This window comes from Streptomyces sp. NPDC021749, from assembly GCF_040640655.1.
In the GTDB taxonomy this organism is placed as follows: Bacteria; Actinomycetota; Actinomycetes; order Streptomycetales; family Streptomycetaceae; genus Streptomyces.
Genome location: NZ_JBFACE010000001.1, coordinates 63,368 through 88,750, shown reverse-complemented (window position 1 = coordinate 88,750; position 25,383 = coordinate 63,368). Strand labels below are relative to the sequence as shown.

Genomic DNA, 25,383 nt, shown 5'->3' with positions numbered 1-25,383 from the left:
GCACTGAGACCGGTTCGCCTCGGCGGGCGCCCTCCGGTTAGGTTTCCCGCATGACCGATGCTGCTACCTCCGCTCCCCGCACCACCGGCGCCGTCGCCGCCGGCCTCGCCACCGTCACCTCCGACGGCACCGTTCTCGACACCTGGTTCCCGGCCCCCCGGCTGGTGGACGTGACCGCCGAGGGCCCCGGCCCGGCCGGCACCGAGCGCCTGGACGACGAGCGCGCCACCGAACTGCTGGGCCAGGCCGTCCTCAAGGCGATCGGCCCCGACCCGGTCCGCGAGGTCGAGGTCGTGGCCGTCCGCACGGTCATCGCCTCGCTCGACGACAAGCCGCTGGACGCGCACGACGCCTACCTGCGTCTGCACCTGCTCAGCCACCGCCTGGTCAAGCCGCACGGGCAGAACCTCGACGGCATCTTCGGCGCGCTGGCGAACGTGGCCTGGACCTCGCTGGGCCCGGTGCCGGTCGACCGGCTGGAGACGGTGCGGCTCAACGCCCGCGCCGAGGGGCTGCACCTCGCGGTCACCAGCGTCGACAAGTTCCCGCGGATGACCGATTACGTCGCGCCCGCCGGGGTGCGGATCGCCGACGCCGACCGGGTCCGCCTGGGCGCCCACCTGGCCGCCGGCACCACCGTGATGCACGAGGGCTTCGTCAACTTCAACGCCGGTACGCTCGGCACCTCCATGATCGAGGGCCGGATCAGCGCCGGCGTGGTCATCGGTGACGGCTCCGACATCGGCGGCGGCGCCTCCACGATGGGCACCCTCTCCGGCGGCGGCAAGCAGATCATCTCGATCGGCGAACGCTGCCTGCTCGGCGCCGAGTCCGGCATCGGCATCGCCCTGGGCGACGAGTGCGTCGTCGAGGCCGGTCTGTACGTCACCGCGGGCACCCGGGTCACCCTGCCCGACGGCCAGATCGTCAAGGCCCTGGAGCTGTCCGGCGCGGACAACATCCTCTTCCGCCGCAACTCCACCACCGGCGCCGTCGAGGCCCGCCCGAACAAGGCGACCTGGGGCGGCCTGAACGAGATCCTGCACAGCCACAACTGACGGTCCCGCCCCGACGGGGCGGTGGCGCACCCTCGGTGAAGCCAAGGGCGGCCCGGCGGAACCTCTCTGCCGGGCCGCCCTTCGCGTGGTGACCGCCGGCGTCCACGTCCCCGCCGGGCACCCTCTAGGCTGTGGGCCATGCGTGATCTTGTAGCGGGGATGCGGTATCTGGGCGAGGGTCAGCGCTGGGTTGCCCGGCACGGCCGGTGGTGGGGGTTCGGGCTGATCCCGGCGCTGATCGCGCTGGTGCTCTACGCCGGGGTGCTCACCGCGCTGGCGATCTGGTCCGGCGACCTCGCCGCCTGGGCGACGCCGTTCGCCGACGACTGGGGCTCGCCCTGGCAGGGGCTGCTGCGCGGGCTGTTCGTGGCACTGCTGCTGGCCGGCGGGCTGACCCTGTCCGTGCTGACCTTCACGGCGGTCACCCTGCTGATCGGCGACCCGTTCTACGAGTCGCTCTCGGAGCAGGTCGAGGAGAGCGAGGGGTACTGCCCGCCCGGCCCGGACCGGCCGCTGTGGCGGGAGATCGCGCTCGCGCTGCGGGACAGCGTCCATGTGCTGCTGCGCGCGGCCGGCTTCGGCGTCCTGCTGTTCGTCCTCGGCTTCGTGCCGTTCCTCGGCCAGACCGTGGTGCCCGTGATCGGCTTCTGCGTCTCCGGCTTCTTCCTCACGGTCGAACTGACCGCGGTGGCGATGCAGCGCCGGGACGTCCCGGTGCGCGAGCGGCTGCGGCTGCTGCGCGGCCGGAAGGCGCTGGCGGTCGGCTTCGGCACCCCGCTGGTGCTGCTCTTCCTGATCCCGTTCCTCGCGGTCGTCCTCATGCCGGGCGCGGTGGCCGGCGCCACGCTGCTGGTACGGGACCTGCTGCCGGACGGGGACGGGGACGGGGCAACCTCCGGGGGTGCGGACGGGACCGCGGGCCGGGGCGACGTCGCCGCCCCGGCCGGTGCCGGCCCGCTGCCCGCTAGCCCGGTACCCCCGCCGGCACCGCACGCTCCGTGGCCGCCGCGTCCGCAGTCCGGTCCAGGGCCGTCCGCAGGGCGTCCGCCAGCCGGCTGGTGAGCGCGGCGTCCGGGTCCAGCAGCGGCCCGCGGACCGGCCCGGCCGGCAGTCCGAGGTGCGTCAGCAGCGCCTTCACGGCGACCGTGCCGGGCGTCCCGGACCCGGTCACCGCCTCGATCAGCGGGATCAGCGCGAGCTGGCGGCGGGCCGCGCCGGCGGTGTCGCCGGCGTCGTAGGCGTCGAGGACCGCCCGCACCGCCCGTGGCGCCACATTGCCGGCGGTGCTGACGCAGCCGGCGGCGCCCAGCGCGCGCAGCGGCAGGATCTGCTCGTCGCAGCCCGCGTAGTACGCGAGGTCCGTCGCGGCCAGTACCTTCGCCGACTTGAGCAGGTCGTAGCCGCAGTCCTTGACCGCCAGGATCCGCGGGTGGCCGGCCAGCCGCAGCAGGGTGTCCGCGGTCAGCGCGGTGCCGGTGCGGCCGGGGATGTCGTAGAGCATCACCGGCAGCCCGGTGGCGTCGGCGACCGAGCGCAGATGGTGCGCGACGGCTTCCTGCGGGGGCCGCGAGTAGTACGGCGTGACCACCAACAGGCCGTGCGCGCCGGCCCGTTCGGCGCTGCGGGCCAGCTCGACGGTGTGCCGGGTGTCGCTGGTGCCGACCCCGGCGGTGAGCCACGCCCGGTCGCCGACCGCCTCGGCGACGGCCCGCAGCAGGGTCTCCTTCTCGGCGTCCGAGGTGGTGGGGGACTCGCCGGTGGTGCCGCTGAGGACCAGGGCGTCGCAGCCGCCCTCGTCGACGAGCCGGGTGGCGAGCCGCTGCGCGCCGTCCGGATCCAGCTCCCCGTCGGCGGTGAACGGGGTGATCATGGCGACCGCGGTGCGGCCGAAGGGGGTGGTGGGGTGGTCCATGCCGGAAGTGTGAGGGCCCATCATCTTTCACGTCCACTTAGTTGTCGTTTCAGAACTCTTAAGCGATGGCATGTAGTTGAGGGCTTGATGGTGTGCGGCCGGGGGCGTGAGGGCTCCCGCGGGCCCGTGCCGGCTGGCGGTGCGGCCGGCACCCGCAAACGCGGGGCGGCCGCCGCACCTCTCGGTGCGACGGCCGCCGGGCTGCTGAGGCCCATCACGCGTCAGTCAGGCCATTCCGCGAACGCTTCAGGTCCTGGGTCCGCTCGGACGCGGACTCCTCCGACGACTTCGGCTTCCGCTGGTCGGCGCGCCGCTCCGCGGCACGGTCCTTGTTGCCCGACTTACGGTTCTGCGCCTTCGGCATGATGACTCCCTATGTCTCGCCGAATGTTTCTTACGTTGCCAGTACCGCACCCCCGGCCGCGGTTGGCGCCCGGACGTGGGCCGAACGAGTGACGAACAGGTCACGCGGGGTGACGGGACGGCGGGAGTCAGGACCTCACGGAGCGATCCGCAGCACCTGCGGATCGTGGTCGCTGGCCTGGTCGGCGTACTCGGCGTTGAGGTGCACGATGTCGTAGTCCGGCCTGGTCAGGTGGCGGCTGGTGAGCATGTGGTCGAGCACCTGCGAGTTGCCGCTGTAGACGTAGCCGTAGCGCTCCGCGGCCGGCAGCCCGTTCACCAGGTCCGTGAGGACGCCACCGGCGGTGAGGTTCTTCAGGGCCGGCGAGAACTGGTAGTCGTTGAGGTCACCGGCCACCACCACGTCCGCCTTGGGGTCCTTGGCCAGCAGGTCCTTCACGAACGCGTTCACCAGCTTGGCCTGGGCGGTGCGCTGGGTCTCCGAGGAGCGGACCGGTGGCTGGAAACGGCTGTCCAGGCCCTGGTCGCCGCCCTTGGAGTTGAAGTGGTTGGCGATCACGAAGATCCGGCTGCCCGGGCGGCTCTTGAGCGAGAACTGCCCGGCCAGCGGCTTCCGGCTGGTCTTCCACGCCTCGTCGGCCGGGGCGATCCGGCCGGGGGAGGCGGACAGCGCGGCCCGGCCGTGGTCATCGACCACCTTGACCGGGGTCGTGGCGTCGCCGCCCTTGACGTCCGTGAACGACACCCGCTCCGGGTTGAACAGGAACGCCACCCGGATGTTGCCGCCCGGCTGGCCGCCGTCCTGGTCGTTGACCGGGTCGATCTGCCGCCACTCGTACGCCGGACCGCCGGCCGCCTTGATCGCGTCGGTGAGCTTCTTGAGGGTGCTGCCGGCGCCGACCGTGCCGTCGTCCTTGGCGCCGCTGTCGTCCTGGACCTCCTCCAGGGCCACGACGTCCGGGGCCGCCAGGTTGTGCACCAGCGCCTCGGCCAGCCGGTCGAACTTCGCCTGCGGGTTGTCCGGTGCGAGGTTCTCGACGTTGTACGTGGCCACCGCCAGCTCGCCGGACTTCTGCTTGCGGGTGGTCTCCGGCTTCGGGCCGCGCCCGGTGAGCTTGCCCAGCTCGGTGGCCTGGAGGGTGTAGCCGCCGAAGTTGTCGTAGTCCAGCGGACCGGCGGTGGTGCCCGCCAGCGTCTGGCCGACGTCGGCGACCGGGAACGGCCGCTCGGAGAAGGGGATCAGCGAACCCACCTTCACCCGGCCGCCGTTGGGGTCCGCGTACGAGCGGTAGAGGGTGCCGCCGCGCGGTGTGCGGTGGTGGCCCGGCTCGGCGGTCACCCACAGCTCGTGGTACTTGTTCGTCGGGCCGACGACCCGGGCGCCGCCGACCGCGACCCGCATGCCCTCCAGCGACTCGTAGCGGTCCAGCGCGTAGCTGCCGGGGCGCAGCTTCAGCGACTCGATGCTCTTGCCGCCCGCCTCGGGGGCGTAACGATTCGGCACCGAGGCGGAGTTGAGGGTGAACGCGGCCGGCAGCCCGTTGCCCGAGGAGCCGGTCTGCCAGGTCGCCTTGGTGATCTCGGTGACGGACTGCAGGCCGGCGTCCTTGCCGCCGGGGTAGTACTCGCTGACCGTGCCGGAGAACGTGATCGCGTCCCCGACCGAGACCTTGGGGGTCTCCTTGCCGGTGAAGACGAAGACCGCCTCGCTGGTGGCCGGGTCGTCGTCCGGGTGCGGGTCCTGCACCCAGAAGCCGCGCGAGGAGCCGAAGGCCCGGACGGCGGTGACCGTGCCGGGCACGTCGCTGACCTGCTTCCCGGCCAGCGGGGATATTCGGGTGCTGCCCTGGATGTCGTGGATCCGGGTGCCGGCCGCCGAGGCGGACTGGGTGGCGGTCAGCAGTCCGCCGGCGAGGGCGGCCGCGGCCACCGCGCCGAGGGCGGCTGGTCTGCGGAGCGGACGACGGGACGGCATGCATGCCTCCGAGGGAAGAGGGGGGTGGAAGTGTGTGCGGAGCCGGAACGGCGTCACGCTACGCGCGTCAATCTCTTGTGCGGGCAAGGGAGTTGTCAAGGCTCTGCCGGTGAGTGGCGGGCGGCGCGGGGGTGAACCGCCCGAGATACGGAGAATTCCGTCTACCCTGGGGCGGCGCCCTCCCCCAGCCACCGCTGGGAGGCCCCCCAGCCGCAGTCCGTTCCGAGGAGCTGAGCACCCGATGTCCGCAGACCGCCCCACCCTGCCGCCGGTGCGGCTGCTCTCCGAAGCGGAACTGGCCCGGGACGCGCTCAGCGCCCCCCTGATGGCCCGGGCCGCCCGGCTCGCCCGCTGGGCCGAGCGGGGCGTCCCGGTGGGGGCCGGCGGGGAGATCCTCGACGACGCGCTGGCCGCCGCCACCGAGCACCTCGGGCTGTCCGCCGACGAGGACGGCCCCGCCTGCACCGCCGAGGCATGGCAGCTCGCGGTGGACACCGGCCTGGTCGAGATCGAGGAGACCCCGGAGGCCGACACGACGGCCGGGGACGGGGCCGGGCCCGCCGACGCCGCGGTCGGCACCGCCACCCCCGGCGAGGAGCTCGCCCTGCTCACCTCCGGCAGCCCCCAGGACGTCCTCGACATCTGGCTGTCCGGCATGGAGACCGTGCTCGCCGACGCGGCCGCCCCCGACCTCGCCGATCTCGCCGACCAGCTCGCCGAGGGCGGTGAGCTGGACCTGGACGCCCTCGACTGGAACCCGGAGGAGGAGGCCGAGCTGCTCGACGGCATCCTCGGCAACCTCTACCTGCTCACGGCCCTGGCCGAGGGCCCGGACCAGAGCATCCCGCTGCCCGCGCTGGCCGCGTCCATGATCGTCCCGGACGACATGGACGAGCCCACCGACGAGGTCCTCGAAGAGGTCTCCGAGGCGATGATGCGCCTGGACGACCAGTTCCGGGTCCTGGAGCCGATCGGCCTGGTCGCGTACCGGCCGGTCGACGAGGCCCTGATCGAGGAACTGGACGGGGAGGGCGAGACCGTCCTCCCCCAAGGGCCTTCGACGGGCTCCGGTCCAGGGGGGACCCCCATGGCCGAACCGCTCACCGACGAGGACATCTCCCGCTACGGCCTGGTCCGGCTCACCCCGCTGGGCGTCTACGCGGTGCGCGCCCGGCTGCTGGACGCGGGCGCGCACGCCCCGGCGGTCGGCGACCTCACCGGCAAGGGCGCCGACGTCCTCCTCGAAGCGCTGCCCGACTACCCCGAGTCGCACGCCCAGGCCGAGTCCGAGCAGTGGCTCGCCGCCCGCGGCCCGCTGGACGCCGCCCGCGAGCTGCTCGGCGCCGCCCGCGGCGACGACGAGGGCGCCCCGCGCCGCCGGCTCGCCGCCCAGCAGACCCTCTCGCTGGTCGCCCCGGACGCCGAGGCCGCGCTGCGCGAGGTCCTCGACGACCGGCAGCTGGGCGGCCTGGCCCGGGTCTGGCTGGCCGAGCGCGGACTGCCCGGCATCCCCGAGCCGTCCCAGGACATGATCTTCTGGCTGACGATCGACACCATCGCCGCCCAGCTGGGCAGCGCGGACGAAGGAGCCGAGGCGGAGCTGCGCGACCTCGTCCAGGGCCTGACCGAGCAGCACAGCGGCTTCTTCGACGCCGCCTGGCGGGTGGACCACCCGGCCACCGCCGACGTCCTGGAGGCCATGGGCCGGCTGCACCCGGACAAGAAGGCCGCCAAGGAGGCCCGCAAGGCCGCGTTCAAGGCGCGCTCCCGGCAGTCGCACTGAGCGGTCCCGGCAGGGGCCGGTCCGCGGGCGGGAACACCGCCCCGGGCCGGCCCCAACTGCTTCCTGGATGTCGTGCCGCGTTCAACTGGAGTTCGACGGCGCACGAGAGCGTGTGCGGCGCAGGCACAGGGGAGTAGAACCGGCCATCCAGGAGATTGACAATGCCGCTCACCCGGAGAGACTTCGCCAAGCGTTCCGCCCTTGCCGGCGCGGGGGTCGCGCTGGCCGGCAGCGCCGGCGTACTGGCCACCGCGCCCGGCGCGCTCGCCGCCGAAGCGGCGGACGCCGGCCAGGACGGCGCGGCGGACGGCCCCGGCCACCCGGCCGGCTACGGCCCGCTGCTGCCGGACCCGGACGGCATCCTCGCCCTGCCCGCCGGGTTCTCGTACAAGATCGTCACCCACTGCGGTGTGACCACGCTCGACAGCGGTGAGCCCACCCCGTCCCACCACGACGGCACCGGCACCTTCGCCGGCCACCGCGGCACCACCCTCCTCGTCAACAACCACGAGCTGAAGGGCCCGCGCGCCGACTGGCCGCACCCGGTCCCGCTGGCCGAGGGCCTGGTCTACGACCCGGCCGCGGCCGGCGGCTGCACCGTCGTCGAGGTCGCCAAGGACGGCACCCCGGTCGGCGAGTGGGTCGGCATCGCCGGTACGTCCACCAACTGCGCGGGCGGCACGACCCCTTGGGACACCTGGCTCACCTGCGAGGAGACCGAGGACAAGGCCGGCCAGCACGGCATGACCAAGGACCACGGGTACGTCTTCGAGGTCGACCCCCGCGACGCGCGGGCCGGCCGCGACCCCAAGCCCGTCAAGGCACTGGGCCGCTACGCCCACGAGGCCGTCGTCGTCGACCCGCGCCGCGGCCACTGCTACCTGACCGAGGACGCGGCCGGCCCCAACGGCCTCTTCTACCGCTGGACCCCGCCGGAGGGCTTCCACCACGGCCGCGGCAGGCTCCGCACCCTCGCCGACGACGCCGGTGTCCTCCAGGCGTTCAAGTGCTTCGACTCCGGCGGCCGGTTCGTCGACGACCTCTCCCGCGCCACCCGGCCCGGCACCGTCTACGGCGTCGACTGGGTCGACGTCCCCGACCGCGACGCCCGGACCACCTCCGTCCGCAAGCAGTTCAAGGACGGCGAGATCACCCGCGCCCGCAAGCTGGAGGGCCTGTGGTGGGCGGACGGCGGCGCCTATGTGGTGTCCTCCTACGCCCGCGAGGAGAGCCCGGTCCAGCACGACGGGCAGGTGTGGTTCTACGACCCGCGGCGGCGGACCCTGACCCTGAAGGTGCTGCTCGGCGTCAACCCCGACCCCGGCAAGGACGGCGCGTTCGACGGCCCGGACAACATCACCGTCTCGCCCTACGGCGGGCTGATCATCGCCGAGGACGGCGAGGGCGTCCAGCACCTCTTCGGCGCCACCGAGGACGGCCGCACCTACCCCCTGGCCCGCAACGAACTCAACATCGGCACCGCCGACGAGCCCGAGTACAGCGAGTTCACCGGCCCGGTCTTCTCCCCGGACGGCCGGACCCTCTTCGCCAACATCCAGGAGCCCGGCATCATGCTGGCCATCACCGGCCCCTGGAAGCGGCAGCCCCGGCGCTAGCCTTCCGTTCGGCGCGGCGCGGCCGCCGTGAGCAGGTAGTAGTCCAGCAGCCCGGTCTCGTACGCCGTCAGATAGCGGCGCGGCCACTCGTCGTCGGCGAGCTCGGGCTGCTGGGCCATGTAGCGGTCGTACGGCTCCCACACCGCCTCGCCGATCGGCCGGACCGTGAGGTCCCGCAGCCCGGCCGCGGCCAGCGTCCCGGCGAACTCGTCGATCACATGCGGCACGTCCAGCCCGTCGGCGTACGGCGGCAGCAGCCCCGGCAGCTCCCGGGCGGCCGCCGGAGTGCGGGCGAAGAACGTGGTCACCGCCAGCCGGCCGCCCGGCCGCAGCACCCGCACCGCCTCCCGGGCGAAGGCGGCCGGGGAACGGAAGTGCTGCACGGCCTCGACGGAGTACAGGCAGTCGACGGTCTCCGCGAAAAGCGGCATCCGCTGGGCGGACCCCAGGACGAACGTCAGCCGCCCGGCGCCGCCCGCGCCCCGGGCGAGCAGCTCGGCGTGGATCGCCCGGGCGCGGGCGATCTGGTCCGGATGCGCGTCCAGACCGATGACCGGGCCCAGCCCGAACTCCCGCAGCGCCAGCGCACAGCCCAGCCCGCGCCCGCAGCCGGCCTCCAGGGCACTGCGGCCGCGCATCCCGTCGAACGTGCCGAGCACCAGGCGGTAGAGGTCCTGCTCGCTGCGCACCCGGTCGGCCTCGGTCAGCCGCCGGCCGGTCAGGTCACCCAGCTCCGCCCAGTAGCCGAAGTTGATGAACCCGCCGGCGAAGGCGGGCACGGTGGCCAGGTCGTGCTCGCCGTAGACCGTCGCGACCCGGGGCGGGAGGTCCGGCGGGGCCGCTGGGCCGTCCGGGTCGCCGGCGGCTCCGGCCGGGCCGGTCTGCGGCTGCTGCTGCGCCATCGCGACGGCTCCTTCCGCGGCCGGCGGGCGGGACGGGGAATCCCGGGGACGGTGGGACGTTGAAGCGGACGTGGTGAACTCGACGACACAAGCGACACAATTTTCGGTCCTGGACCGCTCCCGCACCAGGGAAGGGCACCCGGAGGCGGCCGCCCTGCGGGACACGGTGGCGCTGGCGCGGCGCGTCGAGGAGCTCGGCTACCACCGCTTCTGGGTCTCCGAGCACCACGGCGTGCCCGGCGTCGCCGGCTCCGCGCCGACCGTGCTCGCCGCCGCGGTGGCGGCCGCCACGTCCCGGATCCGGGTCGGCACCGGCGGGGTGATGCTGCCCAACCACCGGCCGCTGGTCGTCGCCGAGCAGTTCGGGGTGCTGGAGTCGCTCTTCCCCGGCCGGATCGACATGGGGCTCGGCCGGTCGGTCGGCTTCACCGGCGGGATCCGCCGCGCCCTGGGCGCGGACAAGGACGCCGCCGAGGACTTCGGCGACCGACTCGCCGAGCTGCTCGGCTACTTCAGCGGTACCCAGACCGCCCACCCGCAGGTCCACGCGAGGCCGGCGGAGGGCCTGCCGGTCCCGGCGTTCGTCCTGGCGACCGGGGCCGGCGCGCGGATCGCCGCGGCGGCCGGGCTGGCACTGGTCATCGGCGACCTCCGCGGCCCGCAGAGGATGCTGGACGCCATCGACGACTACCGCCAGGGCTTCCGGCCGTCGCCGCTGTGGGAGCGCCCGTACGTGGTCGTCTCCGGGACGGTGGCGGTGGCGGACACCGAGGCGGCGGCGCGCCGGCTGCTGCTGCCGGAGGCCCGCGCGCTGGCGTACTCCCGCACCCACGGCGTCTTCCCGCCGCTGCGGCCCGCGGAGGACGGCCCGGCGGCCACGGCCGGGATGTCCGACCGTGAGCGCGGCTTCTACGAGGACGCCCTGCGCGGGCACGTCCACGGCACCGAGGAGCAGGTCTTCGACGCCCTCGGCACGCTGATCGAGCGCAGCGGCGCGGACGAGGTGCTGGTGACCACCAGCACCTACGACCGTGCGGCGCTGATCGAGTCGTACGAGCGGCTGGCCCGGGTTGCCGGGCTCACAGCGCCTGACCGGCGGGTTTGACCATCCCGCGGACCGTGCGGGCGTCGACGAACTCGCCCAGGGCGGTCATCTCCCACTCGCCGGAGTACTGGCGGATCAGCTTGGCCATCATCACGCCGGTGCGCGGTTCGCCGTGGGTGAGGTCGAAGCGGACCAGTTCCTCGCCGGTCCCGGCGTCCAGCAGGCGGCAGTAGGCCTTGGCGACGTCGGAGAACTTCTGGCCGGAGAAGGAGTTCACCACGAAGACCAGGCCGGTCACCTCCGGGGGCACCCCGCCGAGGTGGACGGTGATCGCCTCGTCGTCGCCGGCGCCCTCGCCGGTGAGGTTGTCGCCGGAGTGCTGGATCGCGCCGCCGAGGATCATCAGCTTGCCGAAGAAGCAGTTGTCGATCTTCTTGCGGTCCGGGCCGTAGGCGATGACGGAGGCGTCCAGGTCGATGTTCTTGCCGCGGAAGGCGGGCTCCCAGCCGAGGCCCATCCGGACCGAGCCCAGCAGCGGGCGGCCGCCCTTGACCAGCGAGACGGTCTGGTTCTTCTGCAGGCTGACCCGGCCCTTGTCGAGGTTGACCTTCCCGGAGCCGGGCGCGGGTGCGGCGGGTGCGGCGACCGGGGCCGGGGTGCCGGCGGGCGGGCCCCACTGGCCGGCCGGGGCCGGGGGAGTGGCCGGTGGCGCCGGGGTTGCCGGTGCGGTGGGCGCGGCGGCGGGTTCCTCGACGTGCACGCCGAAGTCGGTGGCGATGCCCGCCAGGCCGTCGGCGTAGCCCTGGCCGACCGCGCGGACCTTCCAGGCCCCGGCCCGGCGGTAGAGCTCGACGACCACCAGCGCGGTCTCCGTGCCCAGCCGCGGCGGGGTGAAGGTGGCGATCAGGCTGCCGTCGTCGGCGTTGCGGACCGTGCCGGTCGGCTCGGTGCCCGCGAAGGTCGCACCGGGGGCGTCCAGGCTCGCGGTGACCACGACCTTCTCGACGGTCTCGGGCACCGCGGCGGTGTCCACCGTGATGGTGTCGCCGCCGGCCGCCGCGGAGTACGTCACCCCGGGGCCGGTGGGCTGGTTGTAGAACACGAAGTCGTCGTCGGAGCGCACCTTGCCGTCGGCGCCGAGCAGCAGGCCCGACACGTCCAGCCGCACCGGGGCGGTGACGTCCACCGCGACCCGTACGGCGGTGAGCGGGAGGTTCGAGCCAGGAGTCATAGCGGTCATGCCGGGACCAACGATCGGTTCGCCTTTGCGGTTCCATTACCCGCCGCCGGACGGCCGCCCGCCCGCCGCACCGTCGTGTGCCGTGTCACCGTGCGCCGCACCGCCGTCCGCCGCACCTTCACCGTCGTTCGCGGGAGTTGCCGAACAGCAGCCGGTAGGCGATCAGCAGGACCAGCGCACCGGCGACCGAGGCGATCCACATGGACGGTTCGCCGAAGTCCTTCGGTATCGGGCGGTGCAGGAACTTGGTGGACAGCCAGCCGCCGATGAAGGACCCCACGATGCCGATCAGGGTCGTGCCGACGATCCCTCCCGGGTCCCGCCCCGGCAGCAGGACCTTGGCGATGATGCCCGCGATCAGCCCCAGTACGAGCCAGCTGACGATGCCCATGATGCGTTCCTCGTTCCTGCGCGTGTGTGCGTGCCCAGCGGGGTGCCGGCACACAGACGAGGACGCCTCGTGGGCGGCGCGGGTTCCGTGCCGTGGTCCGTACCACGCCCGCTCCGCCCGGGCCGGCGGCCGCAGCTCAGTGCGGCCACCGGGGCGGGTCGGTGCAGAAGGCGCCGCCGAGATGGGCGTGTTCCGGATTGTCGGGGTCCAGTTCGCCCTGGGCGGCGAGGAGTTCCGCGGCGTACGGCTCGGAGTCGTCCTGCGGCTCGTACCCGAGGGCCCGCGCGGACGACAGGTCCCACCACAGGCGGGTGTTGGCGGAGGAGCCGTGGACGACGGTGTGGCCGACGTCCGGGGCGGTGAGCGCGGCGTGCAGCAGGCGGGCCGCGTCGGCGGGGCTCAGCCAGATCGACAGCATCCGCACCGTGGTCGGTTCCGGGGAGCAGGAGCCGATCCGGACGGACACCGTCTCGATGCCGTGCAGGTCCCAGTAGAGCGAGGCGAGGTCCTCGCCGAACCCCTTGGAGAGGCCGTAGTAGGTGTCCGGGCGGTGCGGGGTGTCCACCGGGATCGCGCCGGAGCCGTCCGCCGGGCGCGGGGTGAAGCCGACCGCGTGGTTGGAGGAGGCGAAGACGATCCGGCGGACGCCCGCCTCGCGCGCGGCCTCGTAGAGGTGGTAGGTGCCCTCGATGTTGGCGCGCAGGATCTTCTCGAACGGGGCCTCCAGCGAGATCCCGGCGAAGTGGACGATCGCGTCGACCCCGCGCACCGCCTCGCGCAGCGCCTCCCTGTCGGCCAACTCGGCGGTGATGACGTCCGGTTCGCCCGCTGTGTCCTCGATGGTGCGCTGGTCGAACAGGCGCAGCCGGTATCCGTAGGGCGGCAGCAGCTCGCGCATCAGGGTGCCGAGCCCGCCGGCGGCGCCGGTGAGCAGGACGGTGCGGGGTGCGGTCATGGGCGGTGGGCTCCTCGGGCGGTGGGGCGGGCCGGACGGTTCCCCTGCGCACGACGGGGACCGTATTCATATCCGTGGACGCGACACGCTAGAAAGGGCGCCATGACCGGTCAAGACATGTGACGGATCGGGTAAATCCGCTTGTCATCCCGCTGGTGTCGGGGGAGTTGAGTGTCCTTGACCGGGGTGGGTGGCTGCTCTAGCGTGGCGTCGTTCAGGAATATGGACACTGATCAGTGATGTGCGCGGTAGTCGTCTGCGTATCTCAGGGAGAGCCCAGTGACCGCACCCCCTCCCCCCGCGGCAGCCGGCCCCCGGCTCGCCGACCGCCTCGACGGACCGCTGTTCTTCCCCGTGACCGCGTACGGCCCCGACGGAGCTGTGCACCCGGCGGCCTTCCGCGCCCATGTGCGCAGCGGCATCGACGCGGGCGCGGCCGCGGTCTTCGCGTGCTGCGGCACCGGCGAGTTCCATGCGCTCACCCCCGAGGAGTACGCCGACTGCGTCGCAGCCGCGGTCGAGGAGGCCGCCGGCCGGGTCCCGGTGATCGCCGGCACCGGCTACGGCACCGCGCTCGCCGTCCACTTCGCCGGCCTCGCCCACCGGGCGGGCGCCGACGGGCTGCTCGCCATGCCGCCCTACCTCGTCGTCCCCGGGCAGGACGGTCTGCTGCGGCACTACACCGCACTCGCCGCGGCCACCCCGCTGCCGGTCGTCGTCTACCAGCGCGACAACGCGGTCTTCGCCCCGTCCACCGTCGCCGCCCTGGCCCGCACCCCCGGGATCATCGGCCTCAAGGACGGCCTGGGCGACCTCGACCTGCTCCAGCGCATCATCAGCGCGGTCCGCACCGAAGCGCCCGACGAGGACTTCCTCTACGTCAACGGCCTGCCCACGGCCGAACTCACCGGCCCCGCCTACCTGGGCCTGGGCGTGCGCCGCTACTCCTCCGCCGTCTTCGCCTTCGCCCCGGAGATCGCCCTCGCCTTCCACCGGGCGCTCACCACCGGCGACCACGGCACCGTGCAGCGGCTGCTGGACGGCTTCTACCGGCCGCTGGTCGAACTCCGCAACCAGGGCAGCGGCTACGCCGTCTCGCTGGTCAAGGCGGGCGTACGGCTGCGCGGCCGGGACGTCGGCGAGGTCCGGCCCCCGCTCGGCGAACCGGCCCCCGCGCACCTGGAACAGCTGGCCGGACTGATCGACCGCGGCCTGGCGCTGGCCGCGACGTGCCCCGGGACCGGCGGCTGATACGGACCACCGCCTTCCGCTACCCCTGGGACGTCATCGGCACCCCGGAAGCCCCCGCACCCTCGCGGACCCCGGCGTCGACGGCCCGGCCGCCGTACGGGAAGCGCTGGTTGAGCTCAGGGACGGGGCGGGGGAGGGGCCGTAGGCCGGACGAAGCCGCACTCGTACGCGGTGATGACGGCCTGGGTGCGGTCGCGGACGCCGAGTTTGGCCAGGACGCCCGCCACATGGGTCTTCACGGTGGCGGGACCCACGCCCAGGCGGTCGGCGATCTCGGCGTTGGTGAGGCCCGCGGTCATCAGCCGCAGCACCGCCCGCTCCCGCTCGGACAGCCGGGCCGTGAGCAGCCGCGCAGTGTCCTCCGCGGCCCGCTGCCCGGCGTACCGGGCGGCCAGCCCGCGGACCGCGGCCGGGAACAGCAGCGAGTCGCTGCGCGCCACCAGCCGTACCGCCTGCACCAGTTCGTCGGCGCCGGACCGTTTGAGCAGGAAGCCACTGGCGCCGGCCCGTAGCGCGTCGTAGACGTAGGCGTCGTTCTCGAAGGTCGTCACGACGATGATCCGCGGGGGCCCGGGCATCCCGGCGAGCAGCTGCTCGGTCGCCCGGATCCCGTCGATCTCCGGCATCCGCACGTCCATCAGCACCACGTCCGGGCGCAGCGACCGGATCAGCGGCACCGCCTCGGCGCCGGTCGAGGCCTCGCCGACGACCTCCATGTCGGGCTCGGCGCCCAGGATCGCGCGCAGCGCGGTGCGCACCATCCGCTCGTCGTCGGCGAGGACGATCCGCAGGGGGGCGTGCGGCGGCGCGTCCCGTTCCGCCGGCGGTTCGGTGGCTGATTCCTGCGTCATGGTGCGTCCCCCTCCGTCCCGGCCCGTCCCCGGGCCGGTGTCCCGTTCCCCGGGTGGTCCGTCGTGTCATCCGTCGTGTCGTGCGTCCGCTCCGCCAGCGGCAGCCGGGCGGTCAGCCGCCATGTTCCGTCCTGCGGACCGGCGCCCGCCTCCCCGCCGAGCAGCCGGGCGCGCTCCGCGATGCCCCGCAGACCGCGGCCGCCGCCCACCCGGGGCACCCCCTCCGGCGGCTCCGCCCCGGTCAGCGGGTTCTCCATCCGGAGGCTCAACTCCCTTCGGTCGAGGTGCAGTCGCAGGCGTACCGGAACCGGCCCGGCGTGCCGCAGGACGTTGCCGAGGCCCTCCTGCACGATGCGGTACGCCTCCCGGGAGACCACCGGCGGCAGCCCGGTGGTCCGGCCCCGCACGGTCGCCTCGACCGGTACGCCCGCCGCCCGGGTCCGGTCCAGCAGTTCCTCCAGGGCGTCCAGGGTGGGCGCGGGCAGCGCCGGGTCGGTGCCGTCCTCCTCGCGCAACAGGCCCAGGACGGTGTCCAGTTCGGCGACCGCGGCGCGGGTGGTGTCCTCGATGGCGGCCAGTGCCCGGCGGGCGAACTCGGGGTCCGCGTCCAGGACCCGGCGGGCCGCGCTCGCCTGGAGGGTGACCGCGCTCAGCGCATGGCCCACCGCGTCGTGCAGTTCGCGGGCCAGCCGGTTGCGGGACGCCAGGTCGGCGGCGCGGCGTTCGGCCGCGGCCAGCCGGTCGGCGGGGGTGGGCCCGAGCAGCGGCGGGGCGCAGCGCGCCAGCAGGGTCCCGGCCACCCAGGCGGTGCCGAGCACGAGGCCCAGCAGCCCCAGTCCGGCGAGCGGGCCGAGGGCGCCGGGCAGGTCCCGCGTCCAGGGCGGTACGGAGCTCCGGAGGGAGGCCGAGAACGGCAGCGCCAGCAGCACCACCGCGGCGGGTGGCGCGGACAGCGTCATACCGCTCACGACGCCGCCGGCCAGCAGGTGCGCCACGAACCACAGCGCGCTGCGCCGCCGGGCCGCCCACGTCAGGGCCGGTCCGTCGGCCAGCCGCTCCCCGGGGACCCCGCACAGGGACCGTACGGCGGCCACCTCCAGCGGGCGCAGCAGCGGGAAGAGCAGCCCGGTCACCGCGGCGAGCGGCAGCGAGCAGCCGAACGCGAGGAACTGCACGGCCACTTGGCGCAGCGGATCGGCGCCGTGCCGGATCAGCGGGAGGACGACCGAGGACAGCAGGTAGAACGGCATCAGGAGCGCGCCGCCCAGGATCAGATGGACCCAGCGGCCGCCCAGCAGGCGCCGCCCGGTCCGGACCCCCCGCCGCCCGTCGGTCAGTCGCACCGTGTGGCCTCGCGTTCGGCAAAGAGGCAGGTCCCGGCGGCGGCCGCCGGCATCCCGATGATCATCCGGACAGGGTAAGGGAGGCTCCTCAGCGGGGTGGGCCGCTTCGGGGAGCCGGCCGTGCCGGTCAGGGCGGCGAGGGGCGGCCGGCCCCGGCCCGGCGAGGGGGTGCTGGACGCGACGGCTGCGGTCATGTTTGCCAGCTTCCGCCGGCCCCGGCCGCCGCACCTCGCCCCCGCCGACGATCCGCCTCCCCCGTGCGGGGGAGGGGCGGTCGGCCCGGGCGGCGCCTCACAGCCGCCGGGTGGCCAGGGCCAGCCGGTCGCGGGCGTCGAACAGGGCGTCCTTGATGGTCTGTTCATGGCCGGGGGGCAGCCGGGCCACCGGTACCGAGCAGCTGACCGCGTCCCGGGCCGGGGTGCGGTAGGGGATCGCCACGCCGAAGCAGCGCAGCCCGAGGGTGTTCTCCTCGCGGTCGATCGCATAGCCCTGCTCGCGCACCGCGTGCAGCTCCTCGATCAGCTGCTCGCGGTCGGTGATCGTGTGCTCGGTCAGCTGCGCGAGGGCCGGCGGCAGCATCGCCCGCACCTGGTCGTCGGTGTACGTGGCGAGCAGCGCCTTGCCCAGCGAGGTGGAGTGCGCGGGCAGCCGCCGGCCGACCCGGGTGAACGGGCGCAGGTAGTGCTGCGACTGCCGGGTCGCGAGGTAGACCACGTTGGTGCCGTCGAGGCGGGCGAGGTGGATGGTCTCGGTGGTGTCGTCGGAGAGCCGGTCCAGCGTCGGCCGGGCCACCGCCACCACCTCGTCGCCGTCGATGTACGAGGTGCCGACCAGCAGTGCGCGGACGCCGATGCCGTAGCGGGTGCCGGTGGCGTCGGTCTCCACCCAGCCGAGGTCGACGAGGGTGCGCAGCAGCATGTAGAGGCTGGACTTCGGGTAGCCGGTGGCTTCCTGGACGGAGGCGAGGGAGTGCATACCGGGGCTGCCCGCGAAGTACTCCAGCAGCTCGACCGTCCGCACCGCGGACTTGACCTGCGATCCTCCGGAATCGGCAGCTGACATCGCCCTTGACCCCTCTGTTCGGACAGCCATAGAGTCCCGTTTGTTCATGATCTGGGACGGCGTTCAGCATATAGAACGGTGTCCGGTCCGCTGCAAGGTCCGGGCGGTTCCGGAAACCGGGCGTCCCGCCCGGGAACGGGCGGTCCCGGACCGCACACGCGGCGGCGACGCAGTACGACCTCGGCACGGCATCACCCGGGAGGAATGCACGGTGGCATCGGCAGCGGCAGCACCAGTCTGGAGTGTCGACCCCCGCACCGGGAAGCGGCGGGAGCAGGTTGCGGTGGAGGCCACAGCGGCCGAGGTGGACAGCGCGGTCCGCGCCGCGCACGCCGCCCGGGACGCGCTCGCCGACCGCGGGGTGCGCGCCGCGCTGCTGCGCCGCGCCGCCGGCCTGCTCGACGAGGCGGGCGAGGCGGTCATCGAGGCCGCGGACGCCGAGACCGCGCTCGGCCCCGGCCGGCTCACCGGCGAACTCGCCCGCACCACCTACCAGTTGCGGTCCTTCGCGGACCTCGTCGAGGACGGTGCGTTCCTCGACGTACGGATCGACCACGCCGACCCCGGCCTCGTCCCGCCCCGGCCCGACCTGCGCCGCTACAAGATCCCGCTGGGCGTGGTCGCGGTCTACTCCGCCAGCAACTTCCCGCTCGCCTTCTCCGTCCCCGGCGGCGACACCGCCAGCGCCCTCGCGGCCGGCTGCCCGGTCGTCGTCAAGGCGCACCCGGACCACCCCGCCACCTCCGAGCTGTGCGCCGCGCTGCTGCGCCGCGCCGCCGACGAGACCGGGCTGCCGGCCGGTGTGCTGGGCCTCGTCCACGGCTTCCAGGCCGGGATCGACCTGGTCCGCCACCCGCTGGTGGCCGCGGCCGGCTTCACCGGCTCGGTGCGCGGCGGCCGCGCCCTGTACGACGCGGCCGCGGCCCGCCCGCACCCGATCCCCTTCCACGGCGAGCTGGGCAGCCTCAACCCGGTCGTGGTCACCGAGGCCGCGGCCGCCGAACGCGCCGAGCAGATCGGCGCCGGACTGGCCGGCTCGATGACCCTGGGCACCGGCCAGTTCTGCGTCAAGCCGGGCCTGGTGCTGGCGCCCGCCGGGCCGGCCGGGGACCGGCTGCTGGGCTCGCTGACCGACGCGGTCAGCAACACCGAGGCCGGGGTGCTGCTCGACCACCGGATGCGCCAGGCGTTCCTGGACGGCGTCCGCGACCGCGCCGAGCTCCCCGACGTCGAGGCGCCGGTGACCCCGGGCGCCGGCGGTACGCACACCGTCAGCGCCGGCTTCCTCACCGTGCCCGCCGCCCGACTGGCCGCGGAGGGCCCGCACGACCTGCTGCTGGAGGAGTGCTTCGGCCCGGTCACCGTCGTCGCCCGCTACACCGGCGAGGCCGAGATCGGCGCCGTCCTCGACCGCCTGCCCGGGAACCTCTCCGCGACCCTCCACCTCGGCGACGCGGAGACCGACGGCACCGACGGGGACGGGACCGGCGGCGGCCTCGGCGCCCGGCTGCTCGCCCGGATCACCCCGCTCGCCGGCCGGGTCGTCGTCAACGGCTGGCCGACCGGCGTCGCGGTCGCCCCCGCCCAGCACCACGGCGGCCCCTACCCGGCCACCACCTCGACCGCCACCTCCGTCGGCGGCACCGCCGTGGAACGCTGGCTGCGGCCGGTCGTCCACCAGGACACCCCGCCCGCCCTGCTGCCGCCGGAACTCCGCGACGGCAATCCCCTCGGGCTGCCGCGCCGGATCGACGGCCGCCCCGAGGGCGGCTGAGGCCCGGCGTGCGCCCCGCCCCCGGCCCGACCGCCGTCCGGGTCCGCGGCGCGACCCCCGCGGACCTGACGGCGATCGCCGCCCTGCACGCCGGTGCCCGCGCCGCGTACCACCGCGCCCGGCACCCCGGCGCGCCCTTCGACACCCCGGCCGAACAGGCCCGCTGGCACGACGCCTGGGCCCGGGCCCTGGACCGCGCCGACACCCCCGCGCTCTGCGCCGAACGGCACGGCACGGTCGTCGGCGCCGCCTCCTACGTGGCCCACGCCCCCACGGCGCCAGGGGACGCCGGTCGCCCCGGCACCGCCCGTCCCACCGTCACCCTCCACCAGCTGCACGTCGCGCCCGCCCACTGGGGCACCGGCGTCGGCCGCGCCCTGCACACCGCCTGCCTGCGCGCCTGGCGCACGGCCGGATTCTCCCGCGCCGTCCTCGACGTCCTCTGGCACAACCACCGCGCCCGCGCCTTCTACGCCCGGCTCGGCTGGCGCCCCGACCCGGACCGCCGCCCCGCCCCCGACGCCAGCCACCTCACCCTGGCACTGGACCTGAGCCGCCCGGCTCCGGACGGCCCGCCGCCGGAGCCGCCGGAGCCCCCGTCCTCCGGGCGATGAGCTGCAGCCGCTCGGCCCGCCGCCCGTCCAGCGTCCCCACCGACCCGGTCCGCTCCGCCACCACCGAGAAGCCCGCCGCCCGCACCAGCCCCCGCAGCCGCTCCGGGGCATGGTGCCGGAACACCCCGCCGTCGGGCGTCTCGAACACCCCGAACGTGCCGTACCGGTCCGCGAACCGCCGGTACCGCTCCTGGTTGAACGCGTCCTCCTGCAGCGGTACATCGCTCAGGTACAGCACCCCGCCCGGCCGCACCAGCCGCCCCAGCTCCCCGGCGATCGCCTCCTGGTCCGCGTCCCGGGGCACGCAGGTGAGCACCGCGAACAGCAGCGCCGCGTCGAAGGACCCTGCCCCGAACGGCAGCGGAAGCCCGGGGTGGTGCCGCAGATCCAGCTCCGGATGCTCCCGCCGCCCCCGCGCGATCAGCGCCGCCGAGACGTCCACCCCGCACACCCCGTGGTACCCCAGCCCCGCCAGCTCGGCGGTCAGCCGCCCGTAGCCGCAGCCGTAGTCCAGCACCCGCGCCGCCCGCGGCAGGTACGCGTCCAGCAGGGCCGGATCGAGCGGATGGGTGAAGGTCTTCGCGGAGCCGGTCGTCTCCCAGAACCCGAGGAATCCCTGTGGCGAGGTCATGTCCGGACGGTACCCACGGAATAGCCCGGCGCCCCGCGCGGTTGCCCACACGAACACGTCCCGACGAGGAAAGTCAGCACATGCGCGTCGAAATCTGGTCCGACATCGCCTGCCCCTGGTGCTACATCGGCAAGGCCCGCTTCGAGGCCGGGCTCGCCGCGTTCGCGCACCGCGCCGAGGTCGAGGTGGTGCACCGCTCCTTCGAGCTGGACCCGAAGGCGCCGCCCGCCTCCGACGTCCCGGTGCTCGACATGCTCGCCGCCAAGTACGGCGTCAGCCGCGCCCAGGCCGAGGAGATGGAGGCCCGGGTCGCCGCCGCGGCCGCCCAGGAGGGCCTCGGCTACCGTTCCGACCGCATCCACGGCAACACCTTCGACCTGCACCGCCTGCTGCACCTCGGCACGGCGCACGGCCGCCAGGAGGCGCTGCTCGACGCCTTCTACCGCGCCAACTTCGCCGAGGCCCGGCCGCTCGGCGACCCCGCCGTCCTCGCGGAGCTCGCCACCGGCGCCGGACTGCCCGCCGACGAGGTCGCCCGGGTGCTCGCCGACCCCGATGCGTACGCCCGGGAGGTGCGCGCCGACGAGCGCGCGGCGGCCGAGCTGGGCGCCACCGGCGTCCCGTTCTTCGTCATCGACCGCCGCTACGGCATCTCCGGCGGCCAGCCCGCCGAGGTCTTCCGGCAGGCCCTGGAGCGGGCGCACGCCGACGGCGTGATGGAGTTCGTACCGGCCGGTGACGCGGAGGTCTGCGGGCCGGACGGCTGCGCGGTGCCCGGAAGCTGACCGCCGGCCGGCCGATCGGGGACGACCACGGACCGGAACGCCGTGGACGGAGCGTGCCCCGCCGAGCACAGTGGGGGACATGCAGCGACATGAGCCACTCGGCGGGGCCGAATTCGCGCCCGAGACGACGTACCTGAACTCCGCCTCCAGCGGACTGCTCCCCCGGCGCAGCGCCGACGCCCTGCGTGCGGCGGTCGAGGAAGCCACCTCCTACGGCACGATGGGCCGCGACTACTTCGCCGCCCCCACCGCCGCCCGGGCCGCCTTCGCCCGGCTGGTGGACCTCCCCGCCGAACGCGTCGCCGTCGGCAGCTCGGTCGCGGTGCAGTCCGCGGTCGTCGCCGCCTCGCTGCCGCCCGGCAGCGAAGTCCTCGCCCCCGAGGGCGACTTCAGCTCCCTGGTCAACCCGCTCGGCACCCACCCGGACCTCACCCTGCGCACCGTGCCGCTGGAGGCGCTGGCCGACGAGGTGCGCCCCGGCACGGCCCTGGTCGCCTTCAGCGCCGTGCAGTCGCTCGACGGCCGGATCGCCGACCTCGCGGCGGTGCGCGAGGCCGCGGCGGCGCACGGCGCGCTCACCTACCTCGACGCCACCCAGGCCGCCGGCTGGCTGCCGCTGCGCGCCACCGACTACGACTTCCTGGTCTGCGGCGCGTTCAAATGGCTGCTGTGCCCGCGCGGCACGACCTTCATGGCCTTCGGCGGCGACCGCGGCCCGAGCGGCACCGGCCCCGGCTGGCCGGCGGCCCCGCACGCCGGCTGGGTGGCCGGGGAGGACATCGGCGAGTCCACCTACGGCCTGATCCGGCCGGCCGCCACCGCCCGCCGCTACGACGAACCGCACGCCCACTTCGCGTACATCGGCGCCGCGGCGTCCCTCGGCCTCATCGAGGAACTGGGCGTGACCGCCGTCCACGCCCACAACACCGCGCTCGCCGACCAGTACCGCGCCGGACTGGCCGAACGCGGTCTGACCCCGCGCCCCGCGCCCGGCTCGGCGATCGTCTCCGTCCCCGGACCGGCCGACGCCCAGGAGCGGCTGGCCGAGGCCGGCGTACGGATCTCGGTGCGCGGCGGCCTGTTGCGCGCGGCCTTCCACCTCTACAACGGGACGGCCGACGTGGAACGACTGCTGGAGCTGGTGAAGTAGCCGGCCGGCGGAGGAATCCCGGGCGGCGGGGGAATTCCGGGCGGCGCCGGGGCGTTGGAAGGTCTCGAACCGTCATGGGCAACGCCCCTGCTCCGACCCGTTGTTGAGAGGCCCTCAGTGACCACCGCATTCGAGCCGTACGAGCTCGCCGGCATCCCGCTCGCCCACCGCATCGTGATGGCGCCCATGACGAGGAACCGTGCCACCGAGGAGGGCGTCCCCACCCCGTCGATGGTCCGCTACTACACCCAGCGGGCCTCGGCCGGCCTCATCATCACCGAGGCCGCGCAGACCGAACCGGTCGGCCGTGGCTACCCGTTGACCCCGGGACTGCACACCCCCGAGCAGGTCGCCGGATGGCGCGCGGTCACCGACTCCGTGCACGCCGCGGGAGGCAAGATCTTCGCCCAGCTGTGGCACGGCGGCCGGATCGGCCACCCGGTGCTGCTGCCGGACGGCCTGGTGCCGGTCGGGCCCTCCGCGGTCGCCGCGGCCGGCCAGGGCTTCACCCAGGAGGGCCCGACGGACTTCGTCACCCCGCGCGAGCTGACCGGCGAGGAGATAGCCCAGACGATCGAAGGATTCGCCGCGGCGGCCCGCAACGCCGTCGAGGCCGGGTTCGACGGCGTGGAGATCCACGGCGCCAACGGCTATCTGATCCACCAGTTCCTGGCGCCCAACGCCAACCTCCGCACCGACGAGTGGGGCGGCTCCGACGAGGCCCGGGCACGGTTCGCCATCGAGGTCGTCCGGGCCGTCGCCAACGCCGTGGGCGCGCACCGCACCGGACTGCGGATCTCGCCCGGCAACCCCTTCAACGACATCGCCGAGCCCGCCCCCGAGGCCACCTACACCACGCTGATCGAGGCCATCGCCCCGCTGGGCCTGGCCTATCTGCACACCTGCGACGTCCGCGACCAGGACCTGCTGGCCCGCCTGCGCAAGCGTTTCGGCGGCACGTTCCTGCTCAACCCGGCCACCGACGGCCGGCCCACCGGCCCCGAGGAGCTCGGGCTCATCGAGGCGGGCGAGGCCGATCTGCTCGCCTACGGCGCGCTGTTCCTCGCCAACCCCGACCTGCCCCGCCGGCTCGCCCTCGGCGGCCCCTTCAACACCCCCGACCGGGCGAGCTTCTACGGCGGCGACGACACCGGCTACCTCGACTACCCGGCGCTGGCGGACTGACCTCCACACGACAGCGCGGCCGCCGCACAGACCCTGCTGTGCGGCGGCCGCGCCACCGGTACTTCCGCCTGCCTCGTACGGCTACTTCACCGGGGTGAAGTCCCGCGCCCCGATGTACTCCGGGCGCCGGACCGGGGCCGCGAAGGGCTCCACGGCCGTGTTCTCCACGCTGTTGAAGACGATGAAGACGTTGCTGCGCGGGTACGGCGTGATGTTGTCGCCGGAGCCGTGCATGGCGTTGCAGTCGAACCACGTCGCCGAGCCGGCCTTGCCGGTGAACAGCCGGATGCCGTGCTGGTCCGCCATCTTCGTCAGCGCCTCGTCCGACGGCAGGCCGGCGTCCTGCATCTGCAGCGACCGCTTGTAGTGGTCCTTCGGCGTCGCGCCCTCACACCCCACGAAGTGCTGGTGCGAACCGGGCATGATCATCAGGCCGCCGTTGGTGTCGTAGTTCTCCGTCAGCGCGATCGAGACCGACACGGTGCGCATGTTCGGCAGGCCGTCCTCGGCGTGCCAGGTCTCGAAGTCCGAGTGCCAGTAGAAGCCGGAGGCACCGAAGCCGGGCTTCACGTTGATCCGCGACTGGTGGACGTAGACGTCCGACCCGAGGATCTGACGGGCACGGCCGACCACACGCGGGTCGGAGACCAGCTTGGCGAACACCTCGCTGATCTTGTGCACCTCGAACACCGACCGGACGCTCTGCGACTTCGGCTCGACGATGGAGCGCGGGTCGGCGCGCATCGCCGGGTCGAGCACCAGCCGGTCCAGTTCGGCGCGGTACACCGCGACTTCCTCCGCGGTGAGCAGTTCCCCGATGGCGAAGAAGCCGTCGCGTTCGAAGTCGCTCAGCTCGGACGGCGCGAACGGGCCGGCCGTTCCGGGCTGCGACCACACCACCGGGTCCTTCCGCGGCGTGATCACCTCGGAGATGCCGCGGGTCGGGTACAGGTCGGCGGTGCGCTCGGGTGCGGTGGTCATGGTGTTGCCTTCCTCTCCTCTCGTACGGAATCTGGCATACGGGCGCGCGTTGCGTACCTTCCTTGAGCTCTGCCGGACGGGGCAGGCGCCAGGTCGCCTCAGACCGTCTCGGGCTCGGTGTCCGGTTCGGTGAGAAGCGGGTAGACCCCGTTCTCGTCGTGGTCCTCGCGGCCGGTGACCGGCGGGTTGAAGACGCACAGGCAGCGGAAGTCCTGCTTGATCCGCATGGTGTGCTTCTCATGCCCGTCGAGCAGGTACATCACGCCCGGCGTGATGACGTGCTTCTCGCCGGTCTCGTCGTTGGTCAGCTCGGCCTCGCCCTCGACACAGACGACGGCCTCGATGTGGTTGGCGTACCACATCGACGTCTCGGTGCCGGCGTACAGGACGGTCTCGTGCAGCGAGAACCCGACCCGCTCCTTGGCGAGCACGATGCGCTTGCTCTCCCAGGTGCCGGACTTGGATTTGACGTGGCGGTCGGTGCCTTCGATGTCCTTGAAGGAGCGGACGATCACG

25 protein-coding genes are annotated in these 25,383 nt (G+C 74.1%); 11 read left to right on the top strand and 14 right to left on the bottom strand.

All coding sequences use genetic code 11. From position 1 onward, the window contains the following. Positions 1-50 precede the first annotated feature (50 nt). Together dapD and AB0G35_RS00430 are read left to right on the top strand one after the other, a co-directional pair. Positions 51-1,058 carry a 2,3,4,5-tetrahydropyridine-2,6-dicarboxylate N-succinyltransferase gene (gene dapD, locus AB0G35_RS00435; protein WP_360941297.1) on the top strand — a complete coding sequence of 336 codons (1,008 nt, stop codon included), beginning with the start codon at positions 51-53 and terminating at the stop codon, positions 1,056-1,058. A 138-nt stretch (positions 1,059-1,196) separates the two neighbouring features. Beyond that, a complete protein-coding gene (locus AB0G35_RS00430; protein ID WP_360941294.1) occupies positions 1,197-2,120 on the top strand; it encodes an EI24 domain-containing protein in 924 nt (307 codons plus the stop codon). On the opposite strand, the gene dapA is transcribed toward AB0G35_RS00430, so the two are convergent. The 3 genes from dapA to AB0G35_RS00415 form a co-directional block, all read right to left on the bottom strand. Next, complete coding sequence (dapA, locus tag AB0G35_RS00425; RefSeq protein ID WP_360941291.1) at positions 2,023-2,970, bottom strand: 4-hydroxy-tetrahydrodipicolinate synthase; 948 nt, start codon at positions 2,968-2,970, stop codon at positions 2,023-2,025. The two genes, AB0G35_RS00430 and dapA, sit on opposite strands and share 98 nt — an antisense overlap. Before the next feature lie 214 nt (positions 2,971-3,184). After that, a complete protein-coding gene (locus AB0G35_RS00420) occupies positions 3,185-3,334 on the bottom strand; it encodes a hypothetical protein (RefSeq protein ID WP_199812430.1) in 150 nt (49 codons plus the stop codon). 135 nt (positions 3,335-3,469) lie between these two features. Beyond that, positions 3,470-5,308, bottom strand: a complete 1,839-nt coding sequence (locus AB0G35_RS00415) for an endonuclease/exonuclease/phosphatase family protein (protein ID WP_360941287.1) — start codon at positions 5,306-5,308, stop codon at positions 3,470-3,472. A gap of 241 nt (positions 5,309-5,549) precedes the next feature. Between AB0G35_RS00415 and AB0G35_RS00410 the strand changes: the two genes are divergently transcribed. Continuing rightward, positions 5,550-7,091, top strand: coding sequence for a hypothetical protein (locus AB0G35_RS00410; RefSeq protein WP_360941284.1), 1,542 nt, complete (start codon positions 5,550-5,552; stop codon positions 7,089-7,091). Positions 7,092-7,252: 161 nt separating this feature from the next. Further along, the gene (locus tag AB0G35_RS00405; protein WP_360941281.1) at positions 7,253-8,707 is read left to right on the top strand and encodes an alkaline phosphatase PhoX; all 1,455 of its coding nucleotides are present in this window, start codon (positions 7,253-7,255) and stop codon (positions 8,705-8,707) included. Here AB0G35_RS00405 and AB0G35_RS00400 read toward each other — a convergent pair. Beyond that, a complete protein-coding gene (locus AB0G35_RS00400; protein WP_360941278.1) occupies positions 8,704-9,609 on the bottom strand; it encodes a methyltransferase domain-containing protein in 906 nt (301 codons plus the stop codon). The two genes, AB0G35_RS00405 and AB0G35_RS00400, sit on opposite strands and share 4 nt — an antisense overlap. A gap of 73 nt (positions 9,610-9,682) precedes the next feature. On the opposite strand from AB0G35_RS00400, the gene AB0G35_RS00395 reads away from it, so the two are divergent. Further along, a complete protein-coding gene (locus AB0G35_RS00395) occupies positions 9,683-10,714 on the top strand; it encodes an MsnO8 family LLM class oxidoreductase (protein ID WP_360942046.1) in 1,032 nt (343 codons plus the stop codon). On the opposite strand, the gene AB0G35_RS00390 is transcribed toward AB0G35_RS00395, so the two are convergent. The 3 genes from AB0G35_RS00390 to AB0G35_RS00380 all read right to left on the bottom strand — a co-directional run bounded on the left by AB0G35_RS00390 (position 10,689) and on the right by AB0G35_RS00380 (position 13,240). After that, entirely contained in the window at positions 10,689-11,885 is a 1,197-nt protein-coding gene (locus AB0G35_RS00390; protein WP_360942043.1) for a TerD family protein, read from the bottom strand. The genes AB0G35_RS00395 and AB0G35_RS00390 overlap by 26 nt on opposite strands. 127 nt (positions 11,886-12,012) lie before the next feature. Continuing rightward, positions 12,013-12,285, bottom strand: a complete 273-nt coding sequence (locus AB0G35_RS00385) for a GlsB/YeaQ/YmgE family stress response membrane protein (RefSeq protein ID WP_030411749.1) — start codon at positions 12,283-12,285, stop codon at positions 12,013-12,015. A 136-nt stretch (positions 12,286-12,421) separates the two neighbouring features. Continuing rightward, positions 12,422-13,240, bottom strand: a complete 819-nt coding sequence (locus AB0G35_RS00380; RefSeq protein WP_360941275.1) for an NAD(P)-dependent oxidoreductase — start codon at positions 13,238-13,240, stop codon at positions 12,422-12,424. Positions 13,241-13,519: 279 nt separating this feature from the next. On the opposite strand from AB0G35_RS00380, the gene AB0G35_RS00375 reads away from it, so the two are divergent. Continuing rightward, a complete protein-coding gene (locus AB0G35_RS00375) occupies positions 13,520-14,491 on the top strand; it encodes a 5-dehydro-4-deoxyglucarate dehydratase (RefSeq protein ID WP_360941272.1) in 972 nt (323 codons plus the stop codon). A 116-nt stretch (positions 14,492-14,607) separates the two neighbouring features. Here AB0G35_RS00375 and AB0G35_RS00370 read toward each other — a convergent pair whose 3' ends face one another. The 4 genes from AB0G35_RS00370 to AB0G35_RS00355 all read right to left on the bottom strand — a co-directional run bounded on the left by AB0G35_RS00370 (position 14,608) and on the right by AB0G35_RS00355 (position 17,747). Beyond that, complete coding sequence (locus AB0G35_RS00370; protein ID WP_360941269.1) at positions 14,608-15,342, bottom strand: response regulator transcription factor; 735 nt, start codon at positions 15,340-15,342, stop codon at positions 14,608-14,610. After that, complete coding sequence (locus AB0G35_RS00365; protein WP_360942040.1) at positions 15,339-16,592, bottom strand: histidine kinase; 1,254 nt, start codon at positions 16,590-16,592, stop codon at positions 15,339-15,341. Before AB0G35_RS00365 ends, AB0G35_RS00370 begins: the two co-directional genes overlap by 4 nt. Before the next feature lie 83 nt (positions 16,593-16,675). Then, the gene (locus AB0G35_RS00360; RefSeq protein WP_360941266.1) at positions 16,676-16,879 is read right to left on the bottom strand and encodes a hypothetical protein; all 204 of its coding nucleotides are present in this window, start codon (positions 16,877-16,879) and stop codon (positions 16,676-16,678) included. A 97-nt stretch (positions 16,880-16,976) separates the two neighbouring features. Continuing rightward, the gene (locus AB0G35_RS00355) at positions 16,977-17,747 is read right to left on the bottom strand and encodes an IclR family transcriptional regulator (RefSeq protein ID WP_360941263.1); all 771 of its coding nucleotides are present in this window, start codon (positions 17,745-17,747) and stop codon (positions 16,977-16,979) included. Positions 17,748-17,958: 211 nt separating this feature from the next. On the opposite strand from AB0G35_RS00355, the gene AB0G35_RS00350 reads away from it, so the two are divergent. Beyond that, entirely contained in the window at positions 17,959-19,521 is a 1,563-nt protein-coding gene (locus AB0G35_RS00350) for an aldehyde dehydrogenase (NADP(+)) (RefSeq protein ID WP_360941260.1), read from the top strand. Between the two features lie 8 nt (positions 19,522-19,529). Continuing rightward, positions 19,530-20,135, top strand: a complete 606-nt coding sequence (locus AB0G35_RS00345) for a GNAT family N-acetyltransferase (RefSeq protein ID WP_360941257.1) — start codon at positions 19,530-19,532, stop codon at positions 20,133-20,135. Here AB0G35_RS00345 and AB0G35_RS00340 read toward each other — a convergent pair. Further along, positions 20,053-20,766 carry a class I SAM-dependent methyltransferase gene (locus AB0G35_RS00340; protein ID WP_360941254.1) on the bottom strand — a complete coding sequence of 238 codons (714 nt, stop codon included), beginning with the start codon at positions 20,764-20,766 and terminating at the stop codon, positions 20,053-20,055. The genes AB0G35_RS00345 and AB0G35_RS00340 overlap by 83 nt on opposite strands. 80 nt (positions 20,767-20,846) lie before the next feature. Between AB0G35_RS00340 and AB0G35_RS00335 the strand changes: the two genes are divergently transcribed. The 3 genes from AB0G35_RS00335 (at position 20,847) to AB0G35_RS00325 (ending at position 23,886) form a co-directional block, all read left to right on the top strand. Continuing rightward, positions 20,847-21,551 (top strand): DsbA family oxidoreductase, encoded by a 705-nt coding sequence (locus tag AB0G35_RS00335; RefSeq protein ID WP_360941251.1) that lies wholly within the window; start codon positions 20,847-20,849, stop codon positions 21,549-21,551. 79 nt (positions 21,552-21,630) lie between these two features. Beyond that, entirely contained in the window at positions 21,631-22,701 is a 1,071-nt protein-coding gene (locus AB0G35_RS00330) for an aminotransferase class V-fold PLP-dependent enzyme (RefSeq protein ID WP_360941248.1), read from the top strand. Positions 22,702-22,818: 117 nt separating this feature from the next. Further along, positions 22,819-23,886, top strand: a complete 1,068-nt coding sequence (locus tag AB0G35_RS00325) for an alkene reductase (RefSeq protein ID WP_360941245.1) — start codon at positions 22,819-22,821, stop codon at positions 23,884-23,886. Between the two features lie 81 nt (positions 23,887-23,967). Here AB0G35_RS00325 and thpD read toward each other — a convergent pair whose 3' ends face one another. Together thpD and AB0G35_RS00315 are read right to left on the bottom strand one after the other, a co-directional pair. After that, positions 23,968-24,867, bottom strand: coding sequence for an ectoine hydroxylase (gene thpD / locus AB0G35_RS00320; RefSeq protein ID WP_360941242.1), 900 nt, complete (start codon positions 24,865-24,867; stop codon positions 23,968-23,970). Between the two features lie 98 nt (positions 24,868-24,965). Next, complete coding sequence (locus AB0G35_RS00315) at positions 24,966-25,382, bottom strand: ectoine synthase (protein WP_360941239.1); 417 nt, start codon at positions 25,380-25,382, stop codon at positions 24,966-24,968. Position 25,383: the final 1 nt, after the last annotated feature.